The sequence below is a fragment of the Cupriavidus sp. FW305-46 genome (assembly GCF_058787075.1).
The window spans coordinates 77,759-92,133 of record NZ_JBYSZI010000005.1 but is presented as its reverse complement, the minus strand read 5'-3'; the positions used below and the strand labels follow the sequence as shown (position 1 = coordinate 92,133).

The following is a 14,375-nucleotide window of genomic DNA, read 5'->3' as shown; positions in this document are numbered from 1 at the left end:
TATGAGCCAAATTCTGTCGAAGCTGCAGCCCTCGCGCCTCTCACAAGTCCCGCGGCTGCCGGCGCCTTCGCGCCGGCTGGGCCGCCCGCGCCTGTTGATCGTCGGCTGCGGGGATGTGGGGACGCGCTGCCTGCGAATCCTGTCGTCGCGCATGCGTGTCTTTGCCGTGACTTCACAGCCGGCGCGCCGCGCTGAACTGCGCGCCGCCGGCGCGGTGCCGCTGGTGGCGGACCTGGACCGGCCGGCCACGCTGGCACGGCTGCGCGGGCTGGCCACGCAGGTGCTGGACCTGGCGCCGCCGCCCGGGCAGGGCGAAGGCGATCCGCGCACGCGTGCCTTGCTCGCCGCCTTGCGCCGGGCGGCCTGGCGCAAGGCCAGGACGTCGGCCGGCATGCTTCCCGGCGAGCCCGCCATTCTACCCGACCGGGGCAGGCCCCGCGCTGCGTTTGTCTACGCCAGCACGTCGGGCGTGTACGGCGACCGGCAGGGCGCCCGGGTCTCGGAATTCCACGCCGTGCGGCCCCAGACCGCCCGCGCGCGCCGCCGCGTGGCCGCCGAGCAGGCAGTGCGCGGCTTCGGCCGCGATGCCGGCTGGCGTGCCAGCATCGTGCGCATCCCCGGCATTTATGCCGAAGACCGCCTGCCGCTGGCGCGCCTGCACCGCGGCACGCCCGCGCTGGTGCCGCAGGACGATGTCTACACCAGCCATATCCATGCCGACGACCTGGCGCGCACCATGGTCGCGGCGCTGTTCCGCGGCCGCGCGCAGCGCGTGGTCCATGCCAGCGACGACACCGAGCTGCGCATGGCCGACTACTTCGACCTGGTCGCCGACCGCCGCGGCCTGCCGCGCCCGCCGCGCATCACGCGCGGGCAGGCGCATGAAGTGATCGACAAGACGCTGCTGAGCTTCATGAGCGAATCGCGCCGCCTCGACAACCGCCGCCTGAAACGCGAGCTGCGCCTGCGCCTGCGTTACCCCACCGTCACGTCCTTCTTCGACACCTGACCGCCTTGCCGGCGCGCCCCAGTGCGCCTGGCACGGGGTTTGCTGCGCCTTTGCGCCGTTTTATTCCTGTCTATACAGCAGCACTTCCATCGCCCCGGCCTGGTGCCGGCACCGCAATCCGTGAACCGGGGTGGTGCGAGGCCCTGTTGAGGAGTCCCGCTCTGGAAAGCGCCTTTCAAGGTGTTTATCCGCCTGGTTGGTTGGTGGAAGCCCTACGTTGACTTGTATATACAGGTACTGTTTAATGTCCGAAAACGAGCGCGGCCGCACGCATGGCCTGCCGTCGACGGACACACCAAAGGAGCGTACAGATGAGGAATCACAGCAGGATTCGCGGTCGGATGGCAGTTCAGGCCGCGGTGCTGGTTGCGGCATTGGGGGCTGGTGCGGCCCAGGCGCAGAACACCCAGGTCACGCTGGGCATGAGCGGCTGGACCGGTTTCGCGCCGCTGACGCTGGCCGACAAGGCCGGCATCTTCAAGAAGCACGGCGTGGACGTCGACATCAAGATGATCCCGCAGAAGGACCGCCACCTGGCGCTGGCCTCGGGCGCGATCCAGTGCGCGGCCACCACGGTGGAAACGCATGTGGCCTGGAACGCCAACGGCGTGCCCATCACCCAGATCGTGCAGCTCGACAAGTCCTACGGCGCCGACGGCCTGGCCGTGCGCAGCGACGTCAAGACCTTTGCCGACCTGAAGGGCAAGACCATCGGCGTCGATGCGCCGGGCACCGCGCCGTATTTCGGCCTGGCCTGGATGCTGAAGAAGAACGGCATGACGCTCAAGGACGTCAAGACCACCACGTTGTCGCCGCAGGCGGCCGCGCAGGCCTTCGTGGCCGGCCAGAACGACGGCGCCATGACCTATGAGCCGTACCTGTCGACGGTGCGCCAGAACCCGGACAAGGGCAAGATCCTGGCGACCACGCTCGACTACCCGATGGTGACCGACACGCTGGGCTGCGCGCCGAAGTGGCTTAAAGAGAATCCCAAGGCCGCGCAGGCGCTGGTCGACAGCTACTTCGAGGCCCTGGAGATGATCCAGAAGGAGCCGGCCAAGGCCAACGACATCATGGGCGCTGCGGTCAAGCAGACCGGCGAGCAGTTCGCCAAGTCCTCCGCCTACCTGCGCTGGCAGGACCGCGAGGCCAACCGCAAGTTCTTTGCCGGCGAGCTCGCCAGCTTCAGCAAGGAAGCAGCGGCGGTGCTGCTGGAAATCGGCGTGATCCGCCAGGTGCCGGACGTGACGGCGCTGTATGACGCGCGTTTCCTCAAGTAACCGACAGTCTTCAGGAGGCGTGACGTCATGACGCAAGCCAGACTTGGAACACCCGCCCCGGCCGCTGCCGCGGCGGTCCCTGCCGCAGCGGCGGCGCCGGTGCGCCGGCGCCACCCGTGGCTGGCCCCGCTGGTGCCGGTGGCGCCCAACACGCGCTGGATGCTGGGCCTGTCCTTCTTCGTGCTGTTCTTCGGCATCTGGGCCGTGGTAACGCTGGGCGGCTTCGTGCCGCGCACGTTCCTGGCCGACCCGATGACGATGGCCAAAGAGGGCTTCGTCCTGTTCACCGAGCACAACTTCATCGGCGACATCGGCATGACCGTGTGGCGCGTGGTCGGCGGCTTCGTGCTGGCCGCGGTGCTGGCGGTGCCGCTGGGCATCTTCATGGGCGCGTACAAGGCGGCCGAGGCGTTCTTCGAGCCCTTCGTGTCGTTCTGCCGCTACCTGCCCGCGTCGGCCTTTATCCCGCTGCTGATCCTGTGGGCTGGCATCGGCGAGACCCAGAAGCTGCTGGTGATCTTCATCGGCTCGTTCTTCCAGATCGTGCTGATGGTGGCGGTCGCCGTCGGCGGCGCGCGCAAGGACCTGGTGGAGGCGGCCTACACGCTGGGCGCCAACAGCGCCGGCATCGTGCGGCGCGTGCTGATCCCCGGCGCCGCGCCCGAGATCGCCGAGATCCTGCGGCTGGTGCTGGGCTGGGCCTGGACCTACGTGATCGTGGCCGAGCTGATCGGCTCGTCGTCGGGCATCGGGCACATGATCACCGACAGCCAGGCGCTGCTCAATACCGGGCAGATCATCTTCGGCATCATCGTGATCGGCTGCATCGGCCTGGTCTCGGACCTTGTCTTCAAGCGCGCCAACCAGCGCCTGTTCCCGTGGAGTTCGATCCAATGAGCGCACTGTCCATCCAGCAGGTCTCGCGCACCTTCTCCAACCCGCGCGGCGGCCAGACCCTGGCGCTGCAGCCGGTCGACTTCGAGGTCCGCGACAATGACTTCGTCACCATCCTCGGGCCTTCGGGCTGCGGCAAGTCCACGCTGCTGCGCATCGTCGCAGGGCTGGATACACCCTCCAGCGGCCGCGTGCTGCTCGACGGCCAGCCGGTGTCCGCCCCCGGCGCGGACCGCGGCATGGTATTCCAGTCGTACACACTGTTCCCGTGGCTGACGATCGAGCAGAACGTGCGCTTCGGCTTGCGCGAGCGCGGCATGAGCGCGGCCGAGCAGAAGGAGCGCAGCGACTTCTTTATCCAGCGCGTGGGACTGCGCGGCTTCGAGCACCATTTCCCCAAGCAGCTGTCGGGCGGCATGCAGCAGCGCACCGCGATTGCGCGCGCGCTGGCCAACGATCCCAAGATCCTGCTGCTCGACGAACCGTTCGGCGCGCTCGACAACCAGACCCGGGTGCTGATGCAGGAGTTGCTGCTGGGAATATGGGAGGCGTCGCGCAAGACGGTATTATTCGTGACCCATGATATCGACGAGGCCATTTTCATGGCCAACCGGGTGGCGGTGTTTTCTGCCAGGCCGGGTCGGATCAAAAGCGAGATCGCGGTGGATTTCCCGCATCCGCGCCACTACACCGTCAAGACCACTCCGGAGTTCTCCGCGCTCAAGGCGCGGCTGACCGAGGAGATCCGCGCCGAGGCCATGGCCTCGGCCGAGCACTAGGCATCCAACCAACGCCATGAACCACGCCGCCGGCACCGCTTCTTCCGCTTCTGCCTCTCCCACCGCGCTCTACCAGCAGGTGAAGGAGTACATCGCCCGCCAGATCCAGAGCGGCGCGTGGCAGCCGGGCGACCGGGTGCCGTCGGAGCAGGAGCTGGTGAACCGCTTCAGCGTCTCGCGCATGACCGTCAACCGGGCGCTGCGCGAGCTGCAGGAGCAGGGCCGGGTGGTGCGGGTGGCCGGCGTGGGCACCTTCGTGGCGGAGCACAAGCCGCAGTCGACGCTGCTGTCCGTGGTCAACCTGCAGGACGAGATCCGCATGCGCGGCCATGACTATGCCTGCGACGTGATCCTGGTTGAGCGCGTCTCGGCCTCGATCGAGGTGGCCGCCGCGCTGGAGCTGCGCACCGGCGAATCGGTGTACCACTCGGTCTGCGTGCATCGCGAGGACGGCGTGCCGGTGCAGCTGGAGGACCGCTACGTCAACCCGCGCGTGGCGCCGGACTTCATCGGCCAGGATTTCAGCGAGACCCAGCCCGGCGAATACCTGCTGCGCCATGTGCCCTACGATCAGGTAGAGCACGTGGTCGATGCCATTGCCGCCACGCCGGAGCAGGCCGCGCAACTGGAAATGCCGGCCACGCAACCTTGCCTGATGCTGACGCGCCGCACCTGGACCAACGGCGTGCCGGTGACTTTCGTGCGCTGCCTGCATCCGGGCAACCGCTACCGCCTCGGCAGCCGCTTCCGCGCCGACGGCAACCCTGCTTTCGGCTGAATCACAAGATCCGGCCGCACGGTCCAACTTTTACTCTAAGCTGTATAGACAGGAACATACAAATGAGCGCCAGCCAACACGACGACCAAGCTTCCCGCCCGCTGCTGACCCTGCAGCCGGGCCAAGTCACCCTGGCCGACCTGCGCCGCATCTACCGCGGCGAGGTGCGCCTGGCCATGGCCGAATCGGCCTGGGCCGGCGTGCGCGCCGCGCAGGCCACGGTGCAGGACATCATCGACGCCGACGCCGTGGTCTACGGCATCAACACCGGCTTCGGCAAGCTGGCGCAGAGCCGCATCCCGCACGACAAGCTGGCCCAGCTGCAGCGCAACCTGGTGCTGTCGCACAGCGTCGGCACTGGCCCGGACCTGGCCGAAGACACCGTGCGCCTGATCCTGGCGATCAAGGCCGTGAGCCTGGCGCGCGGCCATTCGGGCGTGCGGCCGGAACTGATCGAGGCGCTGCTGGCGCTGGCCAACCACGGCGTGACGCCGTGCATCCCGGCCAAGGGGTCGGTGGGCGCCTCGGGCGACCTGGCGCCGCTGGCGCATATGTCGTGCACGCTGATCGGCGTGGGCGAGGTGCTGGTCGACGGCAAGCGCGTGCCTGCCGCCGAGGGCCTGGCGCACGCCGGCCTGCAGGCCTTCGAGCTGGGCCCCAAGGAAGGCCTGGCGCTGCTCAACGGCACCCAGGTGTCGACCGCGCTGGCGCTGGCCGGCCTGTTCGCCGCCGAAGACGCCTTTGCCGCCGGGCTGGTGGCGGGCGCGCTGTCGCTGGAAGCGATCAAGGGCTCGGTCAAGCCGTTCGACGCCCGCATCCATGAGGCGCGCGGCCAGGCCGGCCAGATCGCCGTGGCCGGCTCAGTGCGCGCGATGCTGGACGGCAGCGAGATCGTCGACTCGCACAAGACCTGCGGCCGCGTGCAGGACCCGTACTCGATCCGCTGCCAGCCGCAGGTGATGGGCGCGTGCCTGGACAACCTGCAGCACGCCGCGCGCATCCTGCAGATCGAGTCCAACGCCGCCTCGGACAACCCGCTGGTGTTCTCCGCGCAGGGCGACGTGGTCTCGGGCGGCAACTTCCACGCCGAGCCGGTGGCCTTTGCCGCCGACATCATCGCGCTGGCGATTGCCGAGATCGGCGCGATTTCCGAACGCCGCCTGGCGCTGCTGCTCGATACCGGGCTGTCGGGCCTGCCGCCGTTCCTGGTGCGCGATGGCGGCCTGAACTCGGGCTTCATGATCGCGCAGGTGACCGCGGCCGCGCTGGCCTCCGAGAACAAGGCGCTGGCGCATCCGTCCAGCGTCGACAGCCTGCCGACCTCGGCCAACCAGGAAGACCATGTGTCGATGGCCACCTACGGTGCGCGCCGCCTGGGCGAGATGGCCGCCAACACCGCGGTGGTGGTCGGCATCGAGGCCATGGCCGCGGCGCAGGGCATCGAGTTCCACCGCCCGCTGAAGTCGTCGCCGCTGGTGGAGCAGGAACTCGCCCGCATCCGTGCGCGCGTGGCCTTTGTCGAAGAGGACCGCTACCTGGCACCGGATATCGAAGCGATGAAGCAATGGGTGGTGCAGGGCGATGCGGGCGCGGGCTGGCCCGATGCCGTGCGCGCGATCCTGCCGACCAACCTGTCGTAACGCGCCCCGCGCCGACACTGCCAGACCAGACCCGCAGCAGGAGAACAAGACATGAACGCCAACGAAAACCAATTCATCCAGCGCGGCCAGCGCGAAATCCGCGCGCCACGCGGCAGCCAGCTGCACTGCAAGAACTGGCTGATCGAAGCCGCCTACCGCATGATCCAGAACAACCTCGACCCGGACGTGGCCGAGCGCCCGCAGGACCTGGTGGTCTACGGTGGCATTGGCAAGGCGGCGCGCAACTGGGAGTGCTTCGACGCCATCCTGGACAGCCTGCGCCGCCTGGGTGAGGACGAGTCGCTGCTGGTGCAGTCGGGCAAGCCGGTGGGCGTGTTCCGCACCCATGCCGATGCGCCGCGCGTGCTGATTGCCAACTCCAACCTGGTGCCGCACTGGGCCAACTGGGACAAGTTCAACGAGCTGGACCGCGCCGGCCTGATGATGTACGGCCAGATGACCGCGGGCTCGTGGATCTACATCGGCACGCAGGGCATCGTGCAGGGCACCTACGAGACCTTTGTCGAGGCCGGCCGCCAGCACTACAACGGCGACCTGTCGGGCAAGTGGATCCTGACCGCGGGCCTGGGCGGCATGGGCGGCGCGCAGCCGCTGGCGGGCGTGCTGGCCGGCGCCTGCGTGCTGGCGATCGAGTGCCAGGAGTCGCGCATCGATTTCCGCCTGCGCACGCGTTATGTCGACAAGAAGGCCACCACGCTCGACGAGGCGCTGGCGATGATCGCCGAGGCCACGCAGAAGAAGGAAGCGATCTCGGTCGGCCTGCTCGGCAACGCCGCCGAGATCCTGCCGGAGCTGGTCAAGCGCGCGCAGGCCGGCGGCATGCGCCCGGACATCGTCACCGACCAGACCTCGGCGCACGACCTGGTCAACGGCTACCTGCCGGCCGGTTGGACTGTCGACCAATGGGAAGCGGCGCGCACGCAGGATCCCAAGTCGGTGGAAGCCGCCGCGCGCCCGTCCATCGTCAAGCACGTCCAGGCCATGCTCGACTTCCAGAAGATGGGCGTGCCGACGGTCGACTATGGCAACAATATCCGCCAGGTCGCGTTCGACGAGGGCGTGAAGAACGCCTTTGATTTCCCGGGCTTCGTGCCGGCCTATATCCGTCCGCTGTTCTGCCGCGGCAAGGGCCCGTTCCGCTGGGTCGCGCTGTCGGGCGATCCGGAGGATATCTACAAGACCGATGCCAAGATGAAGGAGCTGTTCCCCGAGGACAAGCACCTGCACCGCTGGCTCGACATGGCGCACGACCGCATCGCCTTCCAGGGCCTGCCCGCGCGCATCTGCTGGGTGGGTCTGGACGAACGCCACCGCGCCGGCCTGGCCTTCAACGAGATGGTCAAGTCTGGCGAGCTGAAGGCGCCGGTGGTGATCGGCCGCGATCACCTGGACTGCGGCTCGGTGGCTTCACCCAACCGCGAGACCGAGGCCATGCGCGACGGCTCGGATGCGGTGTCGGACTGGCCGCTGCTCAACGCGCTGCTGAACACCGCGGGCGGTGCCACCTGGGTCAGCCTGCACCATGGCGGCGGCGTCGGCATGGGCTTCTCGCAGCATTCGGGCGTGGTGATCGTGTGCGACGGCACCGATGCCGCGGCCCGGCGCATCGAGCGCGTGCTGTGGAACGACCCGGCCACCGGCGTGATGCGTCATGCGGATGCGGGCTATGACATCGCCATCGAATGCGCGCACGAGAAGGGCCTGAACCTGCCGATGGTGAAGGGCGCATGAGCCTGACGCTATTTCAACGGTTCGCGCTGGCCGAGATCGCGCCCACGCGCTGGAAGAACGGTGGCGGCAACACGCGCGAGATCGCGGTGTGGCCGCCGGGCGCCGGCATGGATGAATTCATGTGGCGCCTGAGCGTGGCCGATATCGGGCAGGACGGCCCGTTCTCGGCGTTCCCCGGCATCGATCGCCAGATCGTGCTGCTGGAGGGCGCCGGCGTCACGCTGCGTGCGGACGACGCCAGCTTCAGCCACCGCCTTGAACATATCGGCGAGCCCTTCGCCTTCTCCGGCGATACCAGCCTGCAGGCGACGCTGATCGACGGCGTTACGCGCGACTTCAATGTGATGACGCGGCGCGGCCACTGCCGCGCGCGCGTCGAGGCGTTCCGGCATGGGTTTGCGCCTGGTGCCGGCGGCCATGCCGTCTGCCTGCTGGCCGTCAGCGGCGCATGGCAGGCGCAGGATGCCGGCCTGCTGCTGCAAGCGGGCGAAGGGGCGCTCTACGGCGCTGCGGAACCCCCATCCACGCCATCGTTTGAACCTGTGGGCGACGCGGCCCTGTGCCTGTGCGTCACCCTTGAGACGGAGCCCGGTCAATGACGCTACCCTCTGTATCGTCCGCGCCCAGCGCGGACGGCGTCTGGCACAACTGCCACCTGCTGCCCGATGCCGATCCGGCGCACGCGATCCCCGATGCCGCGCTGGTGGTGGAGCATGGGCGCATCGCCTGGCTGGGCGCCGCCGCGGACCTGCCCGACGCCTATCGCGGCGCGGCGCGCCATGATGCCCACGGGGCATGGATCACGCCCGGGCTGGTCGACTGCCATACGCACCTGGTCTACGGCGGCCAGCGCGCCGACGAGTTCGCGATGCGGCTGGCCGGCGCCGGCTACGAAGAGATTGCGCGCGCCGGCGGCGGCATCGTCTCGACCGTGCGCGCCACGCGTGCCGCAGATGAAGACACGCTGTTTGCCCAGGCCGCCGCGCGCCTGCAGCCGCTGCTGGCCGAGGGCGTCACCGCCATCGAGATCAAGTCGGGCTACGGGCTGAACCTTGAAGCCGAGCGCAAGCAGCTGCGCGTGGCGCGCCGGCTTGGCGAGCACTTTGGCGTCTCGGTCCACACCACCTTCCTGGGCGCGCATGCATTGCCGCCGGAATACGCGGGCCGTGCCGATGACTACATCGACCTGGTCTGCAACACCATGCTGCCGGCACTGTCCGACGAAGGGCTGGTCGACGCCGTCGATGCCTTCTGCGAATCGATCGGCTTTTCGATTGCGCAGACCGGGCGCGTGTTCGAGGCGGCGGCGCGCCATGGCGTGCGCGTCAAGCTGCATGCCGAGCAACTGAGCAACCTCGGCGGCGCCGCGCTCGCCGCTCGCCACCGCGCCTTGTCCGCCGATCACCTCGAGCATCTCGACGAGGCCGGCGTCGCGGCGATGGCGGAGGCCGGCACGGTGGCGGTGCTGCTGCCCGGCGCCTACTATTTCCTGCGCGACACCAACCTGCCGCCGATCGCGCTGCTGCGCCAGTACGGCGTGCCGATGGCAATCTCGACCGATCACAATCCGGGCACGTCGCCGGTCACTTCGCTGCTGCTGATGATGAATATGGCCTGCACCCTGTTCCGCCTGACCGTGCCCGAAGCGCTTGCCGGCGTGACCGGGCACGCCGCGCGTGCGCTGGGCGCATCGGATCGCCACGGGCGGCTGGAAGCGGGGCGCGTGGCCGACTTCGCGCTGTGGCGCATCGATTCGCCCGCCGAGCTGGCGTACTGGTTCGGCCGCAACCCGGTCGCGACGGTGGTGCGGCAAGGGCGTGTGCATGCGCACGAAGGAGCCTCGGCATGAGCGGCACGCAACTCTTCGCTCCGTTTGCGCTGCTGCCAACCGGCTGGGCGCGCGATGTGCTGCTGGCCTGGGATGAGCAGGGCCGCTTCACCACCGTGCAGACCGGCGTACTGCCGGGTGCAGGCGTGCCGCATGCGGCCGGTCCCGTGCTGCCCGGCATGCCCAACCTGCACTCGCATGCGTTCCAGCGCGGCTTTGCCGGCCTGACGGAATTCCGAAGCCGCCCGCAGGGCGACGATCCGGCTGGCGCCGATTCATTCTGGAGCTGGCGCACGCTGATGTACCGCTTCGCGCAGCGGCTCTCGCCGGACACGCTGGAGGCCATTGCCACCCAGCTTTATATCGAGATGCTGCGGGCGGGCTACACCAGCGTGTGCGAGTTCCACTACGTCCATCACGATGCCGGCGGCAAGCCCTATGCCGATGCCGCCGAGATGTCGCTGCGGCTGCTGCGCGCGGCGCAGCGCACCGGCATCGGCATGACGCTGCTGCCGGTGCTGTACCAGACCGCCGGCTTTGGCGGCAAGCCGCCGCTGGCCGAGCAGCGCCGCTTCCTGCACGACACCGACGCGATGCTGCGGCTGCTGGAACGGCTGGCTCCCGCGTGCGCGCAGTCCGGCGCGCGGCTGGGGCTGGCACCGCACTCGCTGCGCGCGGTGCCGGAGGAAAGCCTCGCGCACGCACTGGCGGGACTGCAGGCGATCGATCCGCAGGCGCCCATCCATATCCATATCGCCGAGCAGCAGAAAGAGGTCGACGACTGCATCGCGTGGTCGGGCACGCGCCCGGTGACGTGGCTGTTCGACCATGTACAGGTCGACGCGCGCTGGTGCCTGGTGCACGCCACCCATATGGACTGGGACGAGCGCCGGCGCCTGGCGCACAGCGGCGCGGTGGCCGGCATCTGCCCGACCACCGAGGCCAACCTGGGCGACGGCGTGTTCGAGGCCGCGCCCTACCTGGCGCAGCAGGGCGCATGGGGCATCGGCTCCGACAGCCATGCCAGCGTCAGCGTGGCCGAGGAGCTGCGCTTGTTCGAATACGGCCAGCGGCTCGGCCTGCAGCGGCGCAATGTGCTGGCGTCCGACACGCATGCACAGGTGGCTGACCGGCTGTATCTCGAAGCCGTGGCTGGTGGCACGCGTGCCAGCGGCCGCGCCGTGGCGGGGCTTGTGCCAGGGCAGCAGGCCGATTTCGTGGTGCTGGATGGCGCGCATCCGACGCTGGCGGGCCTCGACGGGCCGCAGGCGCTGGCCACCCATGTGTTTGCCTGCCACGGTCATGAGACACTAGCGGATGTCCGCACCGCCGGACGCAGCCGCGTGCAGCATGGCGCGCATCCGCTGCAGGCGGATGCGGGGCGCCTGTTCATCGCGGCGCGCGCCGGCCTGCTGGCCGACTGAAACCGGGCTACGCCCACTGCATCGCAAAGACAATGTCCTTCTCCACCGATACCCCCGCCTTCACCCTGCATCGCGGCACGCGCCCGTTGCTGGTATCGATGCCGCACGTCGGCACGCACCTGCCGGCTTCGGTCTCGCAGCGCCTGACGGCCGAAGCGCGCACCGTGCCCGACACCGACTGGCACCTGGAACGCCTCTACAGCTTCGCCCGCGAGCTGGGTGCGTCGGTGCTGGTGGCCACGCATTCGCGCTACGTGGTCGACCTGAACCGCCCGCCCGATAACGCCAACCTGTATCCCGGCCAGGACACCACGGGCCTGTGCCCGGTCGACACCTTCGACAAGACGCCGCTGTACGCCGACGGCAACGGCCCCGACGATGCGGAAATCGCCGCACGCCGCGATGCGATCTGGCGCCCGTACCACCAGGCGCTGGCCGCGGAACTGGCCCGCCTGAAGGCGGAGCACGGCACCATCGCGCTGTGGGATGCGCATTCGATCCGCTCGGTGCTGCCGCGCTTCTTCGAAGGCAGGCTGCCGGACTTCAACCTCGGCACGGCCAACGGCGAGAGTTGCGACGCGTCGCTTGCGGACCAGCTGCTCGAGCAGGCCGGCGCGGTGGCCGGCCATACCGCGGTGCTCAACGGGCGCTTCAAGGGCGGCTATATCACGCGCCAATACGGCAAGCCGCAGGACGGCGTGCACGCGGTGCAGCTCGAGCTGTCGCAGGTCGCCTACATGAGCGAGACGTATCCGTTCGCCTACGACGAGGCGCGTGCGGTGGCATTGCAGCCGGCTTTGCGAGGGATGCTGGCGACGGTGCTTGAGTTCGTCGAAACGCGCTAGGGCGCTGGCGCGGCACGATGGCTGCCGCGCAGCGCTGCCAGCTCACGCCAAGCGCTGACCAAGCCGCAGGCGGTAGAGCGAAGTGCTGGCGGCGATGAACAAGGCATTGCCCTCGGCGCCGCCGAAGGTGAGGTTGCCGACCTTCTCCGGCACGGGAATATGCGCCAGCCGCGTCCCGTCCGGATGGAAAACCTGCACGCCGCTGGCGCTGCTGGCAAAGAGCCAGCCGCGCCGGTCCACGCGAAATCCGTCCGGCAGCCCGGGCGCGATGACGGCGAAGACCCGCGGGTTGGCCAGCACCCGCCCCGCAACGACGTCGAAGGCGATGATGTGGTGATGACCATCGTCGCGCAATGCCGCCGAGGTATCGGAGACATAGAGCACGTCTTCATCGGGCGAGAATGCCAGCCCGTTCGGCTCTTCTATAAAGTCGCTGGCGACTTCCAGCGCACCGACGGCGGGATCGTAGCGAAACACATAGTTGTGCCGCAGCTCGGGATCGGCCCGGTGGCCTTCGCGGTCCGACAGGATCCCATACGGCGGATCGGTGAACCACAGGGTGCCATCGCGCTTGACCACGATGTCGTTGGGCGAATTCAGGCGCCGCCCCTGATAGTGGCTGACGACCAGTTCGTCTTCGCCCTGGCGGGCACCGCTGCGATGCGTCCGCACGATGGCCCGCTGTCCGTGCGAGCAATGCAGCAGCGAGCCGTCCGCTTCCAGGGCGTGGCCGTTGGTGAACTCGGCGCCAGCGCGCCAGACCGACATGCCATCCGCGGCGCTCCAGCGCAGGATGCGGTCGTTGGGGATGTCGCTCCACAGCACCGCATCTTCGTCAGGCAACCATACCGCCCCCTCGCTCCAGGTCGCCCCGCGTGCCAGTTGCTCGAGCCGTTCGCCCGCCAGCGGCAGCTCGCGTGCGCGCTCATCGAATATCTGGACTGTATCCATGGTCTTCCTTTATCCCGTTGCAAAGACACCCAGGCGGTCTTTACACGAACTGCCACAGCAAGAGGACCAGGCCAAGGGCTGCGATACCGGCAAGCGTCGTCAGCACCGTCCAGCTCCTTAGTCCATCACCGACGCTCAGGCCCAGCATCCGGGTCACGATCCAGAAGCCCGCATCGTTGACATGGGAGACCGCCATGCCGCCCGCTCCCATCGCCAGGCCGATCAGGGCCAGATGGTTGGGGCCGAGCGATGCCTGCTTGACCAGCGGGGCGATGATGCCGGCAGTGGTCATCAGCGCTACGGTGGTGGGCCCCTGTGCCGCGCGCCACAGCATCGCCAGCAGGAACGCGAGGACGGCCAGCGGCAGACCCGAAGACTGCAGCGACGTCGCCAGCGCGGGGCCGATTCCGGTCGACACCAGGATCTTGGCGAAAGCGCCGCCGGCGCCGGTGATCAGGATCACCACCGATACGGTCGGGATGGCGGCGCCGGCCACCTCGGACACCGTCGCCAGCGGCGCGCCGCGACGGATGCCAAGCAGGTAGGCACAGAGCATCAGGCCCAGCAACAGCGCGACGTACGGGATGCCGAGAAATATCAGCGCCGAGCGCCCGAAGAAGTCTTGCGGCAACAGCAACTGGGCCAGCGTCCCGGCCAGGATCAGCACGATCGGCAGCGCGATCAGCCCGGCGACGAGACGGGCGCCTGGCGGCACGCCGCTGCCCAGACTGGCGGATGCCGCATGGACCTTTGGCGCGCTGCCTGTGACCTGGCCCGTTTCGGCGGCGATATCGGCTGCCATCTGGAACGGCCGCCTGGTCACTCGCTGCGATGCCAGGAAAGTCACGAGGCCAGTGACCAGCGCGACCGGCAGGCCGATCAGCAGCAGGCGACCGATCTCGATGCCGAGTTCTCCGGCCACTGCCACCATGCCCGGGTGCGGCGGCAGCAGGGCATGCACCACCAGCAACACCGCGCACACCGGCAGGCCAATCACCACCAGCGGAATGCCGCGGGTGCGCGTGAGCCCGTAGACCAGCGGCATCAGCATCATGAACCAGAATGCGGCTTGAGCCTGCTGCAGGGCCAATGGCCAGCGCGCAGGAAAGTGGAGACAACTATAGCAATGGCCGGAATATGCTTCTAATCAAATGATCGAATCTCCGCTTTACCTCAGGTTATCGCTTGGGGATTC

The 14,375-nt window shown here is 68.6% G+C and carries 13 protein-coding genes; 11 read left to right on the top strand and 2 right to left on the bottom strand.

Annotated elements, in window-relative coordinates; translation table 11 throughout:
- Position 1: 1 nt before the first annotated feature.
- The 11 genes from AC3WON_RS03900 to hutG all read left to right on the top strand — a co-directional run bounded on the left by AC3WON_RS03900 (position 2) and on the right by hutG (position 12,229).
- On the top strand, positions 2-1,009 hold the full coding sequence (locus tag AC3WON_RS03900; RefSeq protein ID WP_492351190.1) for an NAD-dependent epimerase/dehydratase family protein: 1,008 nt from the start codon (positions 2-4) through the stop codon (positions 1,007-1,009).
- Between the two features lie 311 nt (positions 1,010-1,320).
- Positions 1,321-2,289 (top strand): ABC transporter substrate-binding protein, encoded by a 969-nt coding sequence (locus tag AC3WON_RS03895; protein WP_492319672.1) that lies wholly within the window; start codon positions 1,321-1,323, stop codon positions 2,287-2,289.
- 27 nt (positions 2,290-2,316) lie between these two features.
- Positions 2,317-3,186, top strand: coding sequence for an ABC transporter permease (locus AC3WON_RS03890; protein ID WP_492351189.1), 870 nt, complete (start codon positions 2,317-2,319; stop codon positions 3,184-3,186).
- Positions 3,183-3,962, top strand: a complete 780-nt coding sequence (locus tag AC3WON_RS03885) for an ABC transporter ATP-binding protein (protein WP_010814966.1) — start codon at positions 3,183-3,185, stop codon at positions 3,960-3,962. Before AC3WON_RS03890 ends, AC3WON_RS03885 begins: the two co-directional genes overlap by 4 nt.
- A gap of 16 nt (positions 3,963-3,978) precedes the next feature.
- Positions 3,979-4,740: a histidine utilization transcriptional repressor HutC gene (hutC, locus tag AC3WON_RS03880; RefSeq protein ID WP_492319673.1), complete on the top strand. Its 762-nt coding sequence runs from the start codon at positions 3,979-3,981 to the stop codon at positions 4,738-4,740.
- A 62-nt stretch (positions 4,741-4,802) separates the two neighbouring features.
- Positions 4,803-6,380: a histidine ammonia-lyase gene (gene hutH, locus AC3WON_RS03875; protein ID WP_492351188.1), complete on the top strand. Its 1,578-nt coding sequence runs from the start codon at positions 4,803-4,805 to the stop codon at positions 6,378-6,380.
- Positions 6,381-6,431: 51 nt separating this feature from the next.
- Entirely contained in the window at positions 6,432-8,132 is a 1,701-nt protein-coding gene (gene hutU / locus AC3WON_RS03870) for a urocanate hydratase (RefSeq protein ID WP_492319675.1), read from the top strand.
- The gene (locus tag AC3WON_RS03865) at positions 8,129-8,731 is read left to right on the top strand and encodes a HutD/Ves family protein (protein ID WP_492351187.1); all 603 of its coding nucleotides are present in this window, start codon (positions 8,129-8,131) and stop codon (positions 8,729-8,731) included. The genes hutU and AC3WON_RS03865 overlap by 4 nt, the downstream gene beginning before the upstream one ends.
- Positions 8,728-9,981, top strand: coding sequence for an imidazolonepropionase (gene hutI / locus AC3WON_RS03860; protein WP_492319677.1), 1,254 nt, complete (start codon positions 8,728-8,730; stop codon positions 9,979-9,981). Before AC3WON_RS03865 ends, hutI begins: the two co-directional genes overlap by 4 nt.
- Complete coding sequence (locus AC3WON_RS03855; RefSeq protein WP_492319678.1) at positions 9,978-11,384, top strand: formimidoylglutamate deiminase; 1,407 nt, start codon at positions 9,978-9,980, stop codon at positions 11,382-11,384. The genes hutI and AC3WON_RS03855 overlap by 4 nt, the downstream gene beginning before the upstream one ends.
- Before the next feature lie 32 nt (positions 11,385-11,416).
- Complete coding sequence (gene hutG, locus AC3WON_RS03850; RefSeq protein ID WP_492351186.1) at positions 11,417-12,229, top strand: N-formylglutamate deformylase; 813 nt, start codon at positions 11,417-11,419, stop codon at positions 12,227-12,229.
- A gap of 42 nt (positions 12,230-12,271) precedes the next feature.
- Here hutG and AC3WON_RS03845 read toward each other — a convergent pair whose 3' ends face one another.
- Positions 12,272-13,180 carry an SMP-30/gluconolactonase/LRE family protein gene (locus AC3WON_RS03845; RefSeq protein WP_492351185.1) on the bottom strand — a complete coding sequence of 303 codons (909 nt, stop codon included), beginning with the start codon at positions 13,178-13,180 and terminating at the stop codon, positions 12,272-12,274.
- Between the two features lie 40 nt (positions 13,181-13,220).
- Positions 13,221-14,234 (bottom strand): GntT/GntP/DsdX family permease, encoded by a 1,014-nt coding sequence (locus AC3WON_RS03840; protein ID WP_492351184.1) that lies wholly within the window; start codon positions 14,232-14,234, stop codon positions 13,221-13,223.
- Between the last annotated feature and the right edge of the window lie 141 nt (positions 14,235-14,375).

Excerpts from the sequence above, each read along its gene's own strand:
- AC3WON_RS03890 (WP_492351189.1), top strand. The coding sequence starts at position 2,317 with ATGACGCAAGCCAGACTTGGAACACCCGCCCCGGCCGCTGCCGCGGCG.
- hutI (WP_492319677.1), top strand. The coding sequence starts at position 8,728 with ATGACGCTACCCTCTGTATCGTCCGCGCCCAGCGCGGACGGCGTCTGG.
- hutC (WP_492319673.1), top strand. The coding sequence starts at position 3,979 with ATGAACCACGCCGCCGGCACCGCTTCTTCCGCTTCTGCCTCTCCCACC.
- hutG (WP_492351186.1), top strand. The coding sequence starts at position 11,417 with ATGTCCTTCTCCACCGATACCCCCGCCTTCACCCTGCATCGCGGCACG.
- AC3WON_RS03895 (WP_492319672.1), top strand. The coding sequence starts at position 1,321 with ATGAGGAATCACAGCAGGATTCGCGGTCGGATGGCAGTTCAGGCCGCG.
- AC3WON_RS03845 (WP_492351185.1), bottom strand. The coding sequence starts at position 13,180 with ATGGATACAGTCCAGATATTCGATGAGCGCGCACGCGAGCTGCCGCTG.
- AC3WON_RS03900 (WP_492351190.1), top strand. The coding sequence starts at position 2 with ATGAGCCAAATTCTGTCGAAGCTGCAGCCCTCGCGCCTCTCACAAGTC.
- AC3WON_RS03865 (WP_492351187.1), top strand. The coding sequence starts at position 8,129 with ATGAGCCTGACGCTATTTCAACGGTTCGCGCTGGCCGAGATCGCGCCC.
- AC3WON_RS03840 (WP_492351184.1), bottom strand. The coding sequence starts at position 14,234 with ATGATGCTGATGCCGCTGGTCTACGGGCTCACGCGCACCCGCGGCATT.
- AC3WON_RS03855 (WP_492319678.1), top strand. The coding sequence starts at position 9,978 with ATGAGCGGCACGCAACTCTTCGCTCCGTTTGCGCTGCTGCCAACCGGC.
- hutH (WP_492351188.1), top strand. The coding sequence starts at position 4,803 with ATGAGCGCCAGCCAACACGACGACCAAGCTTCCCGCCCGCTGCTGACC.
- hutU (WP_492319675.1), top strand. The coding sequence starts at position 6,432 with ATGAACGCCAACGAAAACCAATTCATCCAGCGCGGCCAGCGCGAAATC.
- AC3WON_RS03885 (WP_010814966.1), top strand. The coding sequence starts at position 3,183 with ATGAGCGCACTGTCCATCCAGCAGGTCTCGCGCACCTTCTCCAACCCG.